Genomic DNA, 12,255 nt, shown 5'->3' with positions numbered 1-12,255 from the left:
GCCTGCCGCAACAGGTATCGGATGGATTGATGGCAGGAACGGCAACCCGCAACGACAAACGCATCCCATGCGGAAGCTGTCCCTTGCGCAAGCTCGATCATTTCCGGGCATTCACCGCGGACGAGCTGGCCTTCGTCTCACAGTTCAAGACAGGGGAACTCGCAGTCGACGGCGGGGCGACGATCCTGGTGGAAGGCGCACACAGCGCCCATCTCTTTACCGTGCTGAGCGGTTGGGGATTTCGCTACAAGATGCTCGACGACGGGCGCCGGCAGATCCTCAACTACATCATGCCCGGCGATCTCGTTGGACTACAGGGCAGCCTCATGGGGGAGATGCAGCATTCGATCGAGGCCCTCTCGCCTGTCACGCTCTGCGTCTTCGAACGCGGCAAGCTCAATCGGCTCTATACCAGCTATCCTGATCTCGCCTATGACCTGACCTGGATCGCCGCGCGCGAAGAGCGCATCCTCGACGAGAACCTCTTGAGCATCGGCCGCCGGTCGGCGCTGGAACGTGCCGCCTATCTCATCGCCTTTCTCTATCAGCGTGCCAAGGCGTTGGACCTCTTCAACGGCAGCCGCGTGGCGATCCCGATTACGCAGCAGCACGTGGCCGATACGCTCGGCCTCTCGATCGTCCATACCAACAAGACACTGAAGAAGCTGGCCGAGCGTGGCATGATCCGCTGGGCGGACAAGGGCTGCAACGTTCGCGATATCGACGGCCTGCTGACGATCGCCGGCTGGGAAGGTTTCAGCGAGGCCAAGCGGCCGCTGATCTGACGCTTCGGTCTGGACTGATATGCAAGAAGCCCCGCCGGACGGCGGGGCTCGGTGACACCGTTCATCGGTCGTCAGGCGGCGACGATCGCTCTCAACATCCACAGCGCCTTCTCATGGAAATTGAGCCGGTCGGTCAGCATGTCCGTCGTCACCAGGTCGCCGTTGTCGTCGGCCTTGGTGCCGGCGTCGCGCATGCGTCGGGCCGCAGCCTCGTGGTCGGCAATGAGGTCGGCGACCATCTCGGCGGCGGTCGTGTGGTTCACCGAGGCGCTGGTCGGCGCAAACTGATTGGCCTCGCCAAGCTTTGCCGGCGCCAGGTGCCCCAGCGCGCGGATGCGCTCGGCGATGATGTCGGTGGCCTTGAACAGTGTGTTGTAGTGTTCCTCGGTCAGTTCATGCAGCGGCTTGAACAGCGGACCGACGACATTCCAGTGATAGATGTGGCTCTTGATGACAAGCTTGTACGTGTCGGCGAGAATGTCGGAGAGCGCGGCCGCCATCTGCTGGCGATAGGCCTTCTTCAGCCCGATGTCGAATTCCTCGTCCTTGACCTTCGGTTTCAGCACGGAGGCTGCCTGTGCCATGATCTTTCTCCAATCCGTTTCGGAAATTCATCCTGAGTATCGAGACGCGGCCGCGAATGCAGCTTTCAGCCGGCGATGCGCCGCTTCCTATTGAACGCCCCCCAGCGCGCCTTGTTCCTTCGCTGGCGCGGGTAGAGATGCGACAAAATCGCTGGGGGTGCCCGACATGTCTTTTTTAAATGCCGGGTGGGTTCGCGGGGTCTATAGATCAAGGTTGAATGCGGCGACCGCTTCTGCGGCCGGCGCATGGTTCTCGCGAAAGGTGGACCGAATGCCAACGATCGAGATTCCACCGTCGATCAGAACAGTGCTCGTTCTGGAAGACAATTTCATCATCGCGATGGATGCCGAAGAAATCCTGAAATCGATGGGTATCAGCGATGTCCAGATCGCCGCCAACGCCGATCAGGCGATGAAGCTGATTGCCGCCCAGTCGTTCGATTTCATCATCCTCGACGTCAATCTCGAGGATGAGACCAGCTTTGCGGTAGCGGATGCGATCCTCGCCCGCGGCTTGTGTTTCGGCTTTACCAGCGGCTACGGCGACGCGGAGATCTTCCCGGCGCATCTGCGGGGTATCCCAAGGATCGACAAGCCATTCAACGAGAGTTCGATCGGCAACCTGATCGCCACGGCCACCAGGCGGTGAGGCGGCTAGAGCCGTAGCCTCGGTCTCTTAATCTCGCCGGGTTCTGCATCAAGCCACCGGCTGAGAGCGGCGGTGGCGATGGTGAAATGACATCGCGTGGCGGCGAGGCGTTACCGGTCTCACGTCCATATCGTAATGACGCTCGTTCTGGCCGATTCCGGCCTCAGGTCTTGCCGCGGGAGACGAACCAGGGATTGGCAAAATCGCTGTCGCTCGTCTGATTGCGTTTGCCATAGGTGAGCGGCGTGCCTTCCATCGTCAGCGTCTCGCCGCCGGCCGCGCGCAGGATGGCATCGCCGGCGGCCGTGTCCCACTCCATCGTACGGCTGAAGCGCGGGTAGACGTCGGCAAGGCCGTCGGCCAGCAGGCAGAACTTGAGCGAGGAGCCGACGGCCTCGTAGTCGGTGATCCCATGTTCGGCGAGATAGGCAACGGTCTCGGCACTGTTGTGCGAGCGGCTCGCAAGCGCCACCAGCCGATCGCCGCGACTGCGACAGCCGATCACGGTTTCAGGTCCGACGTGAAAGGCTTCGGAGACCACTGCTTTCAGTGCCTTGCCGCCGGCGGCGGCGTAGAGGATGCCGAGTGCCGGAGCGTAGACGACGCCGGCAACTGGCGCGCCGTTTTCGATCAACGCGATGTTGACGGTGAAGTCGTTGTGGCGGCCGATGAATTCCTTGGTGCCGTCGAGCGGGTCGACGAGAAAGAATGACTTGCCTGAGATGTCGGGGATGGAGCCGGCCGCGACCGATTCCTCAGCCACGACGGGAATGTCAGGAAAGGCGGCGGCAAGATCGGCCAGGATGATGCGCTCCGCACACGCGTCGGCGTCCGTCACGGGCGAACAGTCGGGCTTGTAGGTCACTGCCGGGCCGGCGTTGTAGATGTCGAGGATGGCGCGCCCGGCGGCGATCGCGGATTTTTGCAGAATGTCGAGCATTGCCTGTCGTCTTTCGGGCCTTTGTCGGGCCATACCACACTCAACGACAGAAGTTGCCCATAGTTTTAGACGGTTCCTACGAAATGTCGTGTCGCAGGCGCCGGTTACGCGAGTTTTCGTGCCTTGCGGCAAATGGCCGGCTTGATTTTTGCAGCTGCGAGAAGCTTGCATCTTTGCTCCTCGCGCCGGCTGTGCAAATGTGCCGACGCAACTGAACTGGATGACTTCATGCGTTATTCCGCATACTCGATCGTCAGGAACGCCCTTTCCGGAAACCTGAACTGGAAACCGCAATGGCGACAGCCTCAGCCGAAATCCCATTATGACGTAATCATTGTCGGTGGCGGCGGCCATGGTCTTGCGACCGCCTACTATCTCGCCAAGGAATTCGGCGTGAAGAACGTCGCGGTGCTCGAAAAGGGCTATCTCGGATCGGGCAATGTCGGCCGCAACACCACGATCGTGCGCTCCAATTACATGCTGCCCGGCAACGAACCCTTCTACGAATTCTCGATGAAGCTCTGGGAAGGGCTTGAGCAGGACCTGAACTACAACGTCATGCTCTCCCAGCGCGGCGTCATCATGCTTTACCACAGCGACGCCCAGCGCGACGCCTATGTCAGGCGCGGCAACGCGATGTGGATGGAAGGGGTTGCGGCCGAGTTGATCGAGCGCGAACAACTGAAGAAGATGATCCCCTTCCTCAATTATGATCATGCGCGCTACCCGATCCTCGGGGGCCTCCTGCAGCGGCGCGCGGGCACCGCCCGCCATGACGCCGTCGCCTGGGGTTATGCGCGCGGGGCGGACCAGCACGGCGTCGACATCATCGAGCATTGCGAGGTGACCGGCATTCGCCGCGAGAATGGCGTCGTCACCGGGGTGGAAACGTCAAAGGGCTTCATCGGTTGCGGCAAGCTGGCGCTGGCAGCGGCCGGCAACTCCTCGCGCGTCGGCGAGATGGCCGACCTGAAGCTGCCGCTCGAAAGCCACGTGCTGCAGGCCTTCGTGACCGAGGGGCTGAAGCCGTGCATCGATCACGTGATCGTCTATGGCGGCGGACACTTCTATATCTCGCAGTCGGACAAGGGCGGACTGGTCTTCGGCGCCGAGATCGACGGTTACTCCTCCTATGCCCAGCGCGGTAATCTAGCGACGGCCGAACATGTGATGGAGGAGGGGGTGTCGATGATCCCCGGCCTGTCGCGCGTCCGGGTGCTGCGCGCCTGGGGCGGTGTCATGGACATGAGCATGGATGGATCGCCGATCATCGACCGCACCTCGATCGACAACCTCTACCTCAATTGCGGTTGGTGCTACGGCGGCTTCAAGGCGACGCCGGCCTCGGGCTACTGTTTCGCGCATCTCATCGCCAGGAACGACACCCACCCGGTGGCGCGCGCCCTGCGGCTCGATCGTTTCGCGCGGGGCTATGCGGTCGACGAGGCAGGGCCGCTTTCAAGTGGAATCACTGAAAGCGGATAAGATGCTCTAGAATCAAAGTGCTAGAGCGTCCTTTGTGCGTTCATCTGAACGCACGGCGCTCTAGATCGGCGCGAGCCGGATGACGACCATCCGGCTGACCAGGAATATTGAGGGAGCTGTGTTGAGGCTCCAGGATACGGAAGACAATGGCAAGCCTGATCACCTGTCCCCATTGCGGGGTCCGCCCGAAGGAAGAGTTCGCAATCCGTGGCGATGCGTCGGTCATTCGGCCGGCGCCTTCAGCCTCGGATGAAGCCTGGCATGACTATGTCTATGTGCGCGCCAACCCACGCGGCCGAACGGTAGAACATTGGCATCATGTTGCCGGCTGTCGCCGGTTCCTGGTTGTCGAACGCGACACGGTCACCCATGAGGTCTATTCGGCTGTCGACGGTGCGGCCGCGGCGCGTGAGGCGCAGCGATGACCGCTTATCGCCTGTCCGCCGGCGGTCTTGTCGATCGCAGCAAAGTGCTGAGCTTCACCTTCGACGGCAACCCGCTGCGCGGCTTTGCCGGCGATACGCTTGCCTCTGCCTTGCTTGCCAACGACCAGATGCTGGTCGGCCGCAGCTTCAAGTACCACCGGCCGCGCGGCATCGTCAGTGCCGGGCCGTCGGAGCCGAACGCGCTCGTGACCCTTGGTTCGGGCGCCCGCAGCGATCCGAATACCAAGGCGACGGTCGCCGAGCTCTATGCCGGCTTGACGGCGAAGAGCCAGAACCGCTGGCCATCGCTCGGGTTCGATGTCTGCGCGGTCAACGGCCTGCTTTCGCCGTTTCTCGGCGCCGGCTTCTACTACAAGACCTTCATGTGGCCCCGCCAGCTCTGGGAAAAGCTTTATGAGCCGGTGATCCGGCGGGCCGCCGGTCTCGGGCGGGCGGTGCTGGAACGCGACCCCGAGAGCTATGAAAAATCCTGGGCCTTCTGCGATTTGCTCGTCGTCGGCGGCGGACCGGCGGGTCTGATGGCCGCCTTGACGGCCGGTCGCGCCGGGCTTCGCGTTATCCTGGCGGATGAGGATTTTCGCCTCGGCGGATCGCTGCTGTCGGAAACCGAAACGGTTGACGGTGCGTCGGCGCCCGCGTTTGCAGATCGTGCCGTCGCTGAACTGAAGTCACTCGAAAACGTCACGCTTCTGCCGCGCACCACGGTCTTCGGCTGGTATGACGACAATGTCTTCGGTGCGGTCGAGCGCGTGCAGAAACATGTGGCCGAGCCATCGACCAAGCTGCCGACCGAACGCGTGTGGCGCATTGCCGCCAAGCGCGCTCTGCTGGCGACCGGCGCTGAAGAGCGGCCGCTGGTGTTTGGCGGCAATGATCGCCCCGGCGTGATGATGGCCGGCGCCGTTTCGACCTACGCTAAGCGTTATGGCGTTTCTGCCGGCAAGTCGGTTGCAATCTTCACCAGCGGCAGCAGCGGCTATCGCACGGCTCGCGACCTGTCGGCGAAGGGCGTTGCGGTTTCGACTATCATCGACAGCCGACCGGAGACCAACGATGTCGCACCCGATGGCGTGCGGGTGATCCGCTCCGGCTCGATCGTCGACACCAGGGGCAGGAGGCGGCTGTCGGGCATCGTCGTCGAGCGCTCGGGCTTTGAGGAACTGATCGCCTGCGATGCGCTTGGCATGTCCGGTGGTTGGAGCCCGGTCATTCATCTCGCCTGCCAGCGCGGCGCTCGGCCGGTGTGGTCGGATACCCTTAAGGCATTCGCAGCACCCGATGTCGGCAATGCCCTTCGGGTCGCTGGAGCGGCCAATGGTGTCTACACGCTTGCCGGCTGCCTGCGCGACGGTGCCGAGAAGGCGACTGCGATTGCCTCAGAGCTTGGCTTCAACGCGGCCGCAGCACTGCTGCCGGTGACTGAGCCCGAGGTTGAACCTTCGTTTGCTGCTGTATGGTATGTGCCCGGCGCCAAGTCGAAGGCCTTCGTGGATTTCCAGAACGATGTGCACGCGAAGGATCTCGGTCTCGCGCTGCGCGAGGGTTTCGGCCATGTGGAGCACGCCAAACGCTATACCACCAGCGGCATGGCGACCGACCAGGGCAAGCTTTCCAATATCAATGCGGTCGGCATTCTCGCCGGCATGCGTGGGGTGAGTCCGGCCGAGGTCGGCACGACCACGTTCCGGCCGTTCTACACGCCGGTCTCCTTCGGTGCGCTGGCGGGGACATCCCGCGACAGCCACGCGACGCCGACCCGCAAGTCGCCGCTACACGAATGGGCGAAGAAGCACGGCGCGACCTTCGTCGATTCCGGCCTCTGGTTCCGCTCGGCCTGGTTCCCGCGCGCCGGCGAAAAGACCTGGCGCGAAAGCGTCGACCGCGAGGTCCTCAATGTTCGCGCCAATGTCGGGCTCTGCGATGTGTCGACGCTCGGCAAGATCGAGGTTTTCGGAGCTGACGCGGCGGAGTTTCTCAACCGGCTCTATTGCAACGCCATGCTGAAGCTGCCGGTCGGCAAGGCCCGTTACGGATTGATGCTGCGCGAGGACGGCTTCGTCTTCGACGACGGCACCGTGAGCCGGCTGGCGGAGGACCACTTCTTCGTGACGACGACCACTGCCATGGCCGGCGCGGTCATGTCCCACATCGATTATTGCGCGCAGGTGCTGTGGCCCGATCTCAAGGTCAGGTTCTGCTCGTCAAGCGATCAGTGGGCGCAGATGGCGATTGCCGGCCCGAAGGCGCGCGATGTGCTGCAGCAACTGGTCGACGAGGATATCTCGGAAACGGCTTTCCCGTTCCTGTCGGCACGCGCAACGGCGCTTCGCGGCGGCATCCACGCCCGGCTGTTCCGCATCTCATTTTCCGGCGAATTGGCCTTCGAACTTGCCGTTCCCGCCGGTTACGGTGAAGCGGTTGCCGAGCAGATCATGGAGGCCGGGCGAGCGCATGATATCTGCGCCTACGGTGTCGAGGCATTGAACGTGCTGCGGCTTGAAAAGGGGCTTCTGACTCATGCGGAATTCGACGGCCGCGTGACACCCGACGATGCCGGGCTTGGGCGCATGTTTTCGGCGCAGAAACCCGATTTTATCGGCAAACATCTGTCCGCACGCTACGGCCTGACGGCGGCAGACCGTATGCAGCTTGTCGGGCTGAGGCCGGTGGACAAGGACAAGGACATGCGTGCCGGCGCTCATCTTCTGAAAGAAGGCATGAAGCCGTCGACGCTCAACGATCAGGGCTGGGTCAGCTCCGCCGGCTATTCGCCGGTTTTGGGGCAGCACATCGCGCTTGCCTTCCTCAAGTCCGGGCGCGAGCGCTACGGCGAAAAGATCGTCGTCTGGGACAAGCTGCGCGATCACGAGGTCATCGCCGAGGTCTGCGACCCGGCGTTCGTCGATCCCGAAAACAAGAAGCTGAAAGCCTGAGGAGGCGGTGATGGTTCGCGACTACAACAACCGCCATGCGCTCGACCAGAAGCTGCGCGGCACCCCGAAGCCCGCGAATGCGGATCACCTCGAGGTCGGCCATTGGCAGGCAATCGCGACTGTGCTCGCCCATGTCGGACTTGAAGCGGCGGTACAACGGGCGCTTTCGTCGACACCCGACCTGTCGTTGCGTTATTGCGGACCCGGCGAGTGGCTGGTGGTGTCGCAGGTCGATACGCCAGTCGGGCTCATGCGCCGTCTCGATATGCTGTGTGGCACGCAGGCGCATGTCGTCGACCAGAGCGACGGCCGCGTTCTGTTGCGCCTCTCCGGGCCGTCCGTGCGGCAGATCCTGGCCAAGGGCATCGGCGTCGATCTCCACCCTGCGGCCTTCGCACTGGGTGGCAGCACCAATGTGCTTTGCGGCCATATCGGCATCAACCTGGCGCGCACCGGCGAGAACGCATTCGAGTTGATCGTTTCGCGCAGCTTTGCCGAATCGCTCTTCGACGACCTGATGGCGATGGGCCGCGCGTTCGACCTTTCGGCCGCTTTTTCCGACTAAAATCAAATGCGGCATCGAATGCCGCATTTGGGTCGCCAACCCGCCAGCAGATGGCGGAAACGGACAAGCGTTCTTCGCAGCCACGTCTTTAACGCGGCCATCTTTCTGACTAGGCTTTGCCCTGCTCGCCGCACGCTGTTCCCGTGCCTGAACAGACCGGGTGGGCGGTAGTCGTGCCTGACCCTTTCTTCCTGAAAACTGAGCCGCGCTTCGCCCGGATGCGCGGGAAAGCGGAGTGTGCGCATGAAAAGCCATGCCAGAGTCGTCGTGATCGGTGGCGGCGTTGTCGGTTGCTCGATCCTCTACCATCTCACGAAGTTCGGCTGGACCGACGTGGTGCTGCTGGAGCGATCGGAGCTGACCTCCGGTTCGACCTGGCATGCCGCCGGTGGCATGCACACGATCAACGGCGACCCCAACGTCGCCAAGCTGCAGAAATACACCGTCGAACTCTACAAGGAGATCGAGGAATATTCCGGCCAGGACATCGGCCTGCACATGACGTCGGGCATGATGCTGGCCGCGACCAAGGAGCGTTTGGACTGGATGAAGTCGATCCTCGCCAAGGGCCGCTACATGGGGCTCGAGGCCGAGCTGCTGACGCCCAAGGAAGCGCACGACCTGATGCCGCTGTTGGATCCAGATCAGTTCGTTGGCGCGGTGTTCGACCCGGTCGAGGGCCATCTCGATCCCTATGGAACGACCCATGCCTATGCCAAGTCGGCCAAGAAGAATGGGGCCGAGATCTATCTGCACACAAAGGTCGAGGATCTCGTGCAGCGCGAGGACGGATCCTGGCGCGTCATCACCAATCAGGGCGAAATCATTGCAGAGCATGTGGTCAACGCCGCGGGCCTCTGGGCGCGCGAGGTCGGCCGCATGGTCGGGCTGGAGCTGCCCGTTCTGGCGATGGAGCATATGTATCTCATCACCGAAGATATGCCCGAGGTCATCGAGTTCAACCAGACGCGCGGCAAGGAGCTGATGCACTGTGTCGATTTCGATGGCGAGATTTACTTGCGCCAAGAGCGCAATGGCATGTTGATGGGCACCTATGAGAAAGCCTGCCGCCCCTGGTCGCCGGTGACGACACCCTGGGATTTCGGCCATGAGCTGCTGGCCGAGGACATCGACCGCATCTCGCCGGAACTCGAGGTCGGCTTCCGGCATTTCCCGGCCTTCAACAGAGCCGGCATCAAGAAGGTCATCAACGGGCCCTTCACCTTTTCGCCGGATGGAAACCCGCTGGTCGGGCCGGTGCGGGGGCTGCGCAATTTCTGGTCGGCCTGTGCCGTCATGGCCGGCTTCAGCCAGGGCGGCGGCGTCGGCCTGGCGCTTGCCAACTGGATGATAGACGGCGATCCCGGCTTCGACGTCTTTGCCATGGACGTGGCGCGTTATGGCGATTTCGCCACGCTTGCCTATACCAACGCCAAGGTGCGCGAGAACTATTCGCGCCGTTTTTCCATCCGTTATCCGAACGAGGAGCTGCCGGCCGCACGGCCGCTGCTCACGACGCCGATCTATGACCGGTTGAAGGCGGCCGGTGCCGTGTTCGGTGCTTCCTATGGCCTGGAAACGCCGCTGTGGTTTGCACCTGCCGGTGTCGAGGATCACTTCTCCTGGCGCCGCTCGACCGATTTCGACACGGTCGGCGACGAAGCCCGCGCGGTGCGCGCCGCTGTCGGGCTGATGGAAACCTCCGGCTTTGCCAAATACGAGATCAAGGGGGCGGGGGCGGAAGCCTGGCTCGATGGGATGCTCGCCTGCCGTATCCCGGCTGTGGGGCGGATGTCGCTGGCGCCGATGCTGAAAGACGATGGCAAGCTGATCGGCGACTTCACGCTCGCCAAGCTCGGTGAACAGGATTTCCTCCTCATCGGCTCCGGCATCGCCGAGGATTATCATATGCGCTGGTTCGAGGCGCACCTGCCAGAGAATGGCTCGGTCTCGATCCGTCCGTTGAAGCTGGAGCTTGTCGGGCTGTCGATCGCCGGGCCGAAGGCGCGGGACGTGCTGGCGGCGCTGACCCATCTCGACGTCGGTGATAAGGCCTTTGCGTTCATGGATATTCGCCGGATGAATCTCGGTATGGCGCCGGCGATCGTCGGTCGGGTCAGCTATACCGGTGACGTCGGCTACGAGATCTGGATGAAGCCGGAATACCAGCGCTACCTGTTCGATCTGATCCTGGAAAAGGGTGCGGCCTTCGGCATCCGGCTGTTTGGCCTTCGCGCCCTCAATGCCCTCAGGGTCGAAAAATCGTTCGGCAGCTGGTCGCGCGAGTTTCGGCCGCTCTACGGTCCGCTGGAGGCCGGCCTTGGCAGGTTTGTGGCGCTCGGTAAACCGGCGGGTTTCATCGGAAAGGCGGCGGCAATGCGCGAGAAGGCAGAAGGCGGACAGCTTCGTCTGCGCACCTTCCTGCTCGAGACGCGCGATGCCGATGTCATCGGCGACGAACCGATCTATTTCGACGGCGCGGTGCGCGGTTGGGTGACATCCGGCGGCTATGCCCACGCCAGCGGGGTGTCGGTGGCGCTTGGTTACGTGCCCAAGGAGATCGCTGATGAAGAGGCAGGCTGGGCGATCGAACTGCTCGGCGAGATCCTGCCGGCGCGGTTGCAACCCTACCCATTGTTCGACGCAAACGGTGAGCGCATGCGTGGTTGACGGGAGGCAAATCGGCGAGCTGGTCTTGTTGCTTGCCGATTCATCCACAGGCCGGATTGCACGCGGTTTTAGACTAAAGTTGACTATTCCCCAGGCGAGACGTGCATTTTTTTTGTTTTTTATGACTTCAAAAGCGTCAAATCGATTTTATAGGCGAAGATTTTGCCGCTCCCACGTTTTTTAGCTTTTCTTTTCGTTTGAAAGAGGTATGGAATCGATCAACAGAACGCTCAACAATGAGCTCAAAAAACAAGAGACCGGACCTTATGGATCTGGTCCAGGGGAAGATTGATGGAGTATTTCGTCCAGCAGCTCGTCAATGGGCTGACTCTTGGGTCTATTTATGGTATGATCGCAATTGGTTATACCATGGTCTACGGCATCATTGGCATGATCAACTTCGCCCACGGCGATATCTTCATGCTCGGCGGTTTTGCCGCTTTGATTGTCTTTCTGCTTCTCACAACATTCATGGCTGGCATACCGGTTGTACTTGCCCTGTTGCTGATGATGATCGTCGGCATGCTGACGGCGGCGCTCTGGAACTGGACCATCGAGCGGGTGGCTTACCGGCCGCTACGCGGTTCGTTCCGCCTGGCTCCGCTAATCACGGCAATCGGCATGTCGATCGCCCTGTCGAACTTCATCCAGGTGACGCAGGGACCGCGCAACAAGCCGATCCCGCCGCTCGTTTCCTCGGTTTACGAGGTGTTGGGCATCACGATCTCGCTGAAGCAGATCATCATCATCATCATCACGGCGATCCTGTTGTCCGTGTTCTGGTACATCGTCAACAAGACGCCACTCGGGCGCGCTCAGCGCGCAACGGAACAGGACCGCAAGATGGCGGCCCTCCTGGGTGTTGACGTCGACCGTACCATCTCGGTGACCTTCATCATGGGCGCAGCGCTCGCTGCTGTCGCCGGCACCATGTACTTGATGTATTATGGTGTGGTCGTCTTCACCGACGGATTTGTTCCGGGGGTCAAGGCCTTTACTGCAGCTGTTCTTGGCGGCATCGGCTCCTTGCCGGGCGCTGTTCTCGGCGGGTTGCTGATCGGCCTCATCGAGTCCCTCTGGTCCGCTTATTTCACCATCGACTACAAGGATGTTGCGACGTTCTCCATTCTCGCAATCGTCCTGATCTTCAAGCCGTCTGGCATACTCGGACGACCGGAAGTCGAGAAGGTATAAATCA

At 61.8% G+C, this 12,255-nt stretch carries 10 protein-coding genes; 8 read left to right on the top strand and 2 right to left on the bottom strand.

Annotated features, from left to right (window positions below; all coding sequences use genetic code 11):
- The first annotated feature begins 29 nt into the window (after positions 1-29).
- Positions 30-785, top strand: coding sequence for a Crp/Fnr family transcriptional regulator (locus tag ASD00_RS11145; protein ID WP_057206538.1), 756 nt, complete (start codon positions 30-32; stop codon positions 783-785).
- Between the two features lie 71 nt (positions 786-856).
- Here the strand turns inward: ASD00_RS11145 and ASD00_RS11140 are convergent, their stop codons facing one another.
- Positions 857-1,369 carry a DNA starvation/stationary phase protection protein gene (locus ASD00_RS11140; RefSeq protein ID WP_025428155.1) on the bottom strand — a complete coding sequence of 171 codons (513 nt, stop codon included), beginning with the start codon at positions 1,367-1,369 and terminating at the stop codon, positions 857-859.
- A gap of 271 nt (positions 1,370-1,640) precedes the next feature.
- On the opposite strand from ASD00_RS11140, the gene ASD00_RS11135 reads away from it, so the two are divergent.
- Positions 1,641-2,018, top strand: a complete 378-nt coding sequence (locus ASD00_RS11135) for a response regulator (RefSeq protein WP_025428154.1) — start codon at positions 1,641-1,643, stop codon at positions 2,016-2,018.
- 163 nt (positions 2,019-2,181) lie between these two features.
- On the opposite strand, the gene cysQ is transcribed toward ASD00_RS11135, so the two are convergent.
- Entirely contained in the window at positions 2,182-2,958 is a 777-nt protein-coding gene (gene cysQ / locus ASD00_RS11130; RefSeq protein WP_025428153.1) for a 3'(2'),5'-bisphosphate nucleotidase CysQ, read from the bottom strand.
- Positions 2,959-3,186: 228 nt separating this feature from the next.
- Here cysQ and ASD00_RS11125 point away from each other — a divergent pair, with 228 nt between their 5' ends.
- The 6 genes from ASD00_RS11125 to ASD00_RS11100 all read left to right on the top strand — a co-directional run bounded on the left by ASD00_RS11125 (position 3,187) and on the right by ASD00_RS11100 (position 12,251).
- Entirely contained in the window at positions 3,187-4,443 is a 1,257-nt protein-coding gene (locus ASD00_RS11125) for a sarcosine oxidase subunit beta family protein (protein WP_057206536.1), read from the top strand.
- 146 nt (positions 4,444-4,589) lie between these two features.
- Positions 4,590-4,868 carry a sarcosine oxidase subunit delta gene (locus ASD00_RS11120; RefSeq protein ID WP_025428151.1) on the top strand — a complete coding sequence of 93 codons (279 nt, stop codon included), beginning with the start codon at positions 4,590-4,592 and terminating at the stop codon, positions 4,866-4,868.
- Positions 4,865-7,822, top strand: coding sequence for a sarcosine oxidase subunit alpha family protein (locus ASD00_RS11115; RefSeq protein WP_025428150.1), 2,958 nt, complete (start codon positions 4,865-4,867; stop codon positions 7,820-7,822). The genes ASD00_RS11120 and ASD00_RS11115 overlap by 4 nt, the downstream gene beginning before the upstream one ends.
- 10 nt (positions 7,823-7,832) lie before the next feature.
- Complete coding sequence (locus ASD00_RS11110; protein WP_025428149.1) at positions 7,833-8,387, top strand: sarcosine oxidase subunit gamma family protein; 555 nt, start codon at positions 7,833-7,835, stop codon at positions 8,385-8,387.
- Between the two features lie 243 nt (positions 8,388-8,630).
- Positions 8,631-11,057, top strand: a complete 2,427-nt coding sequence (locus tag ASD00_RS11105; protein WP_057206534.1) for an FAD-dependent oxidoreductase — start codon at positions 8,631-8,633, stop codon at positions 11,055-11,057.
- A 291-nt stretch (positions 11,058-11,348) separates the two neighbouring features.
- Positions 11,349-12,251, top strand: coding sequence for a branched-chain amino acid ABC transporter permease (locus ASD00_RS11100; protein WP_057206532.1), 903 nt, complete (start codon positions 11,349-11,351; stop codon positions 12,249-12,251).
- Positions 12,252-12,255 lie beyond the last annotated feature (4 nt).

Origin of the sequence: Ensifer sp. Root31 (assembly GCF_001424825.1) — a bacterium.
Lineage (GTDB): Bacteria > Pseudomonadota > Alphaproteobacteria > Rhizobiales > Rhizobiaceae > Ensifer > Ensifer canadensis.
The sequence above is the reverse complement of the archived record's forward strand: the minus strand, read 5'-3'. Positions and strand labels throughout refer to the sequence as shown.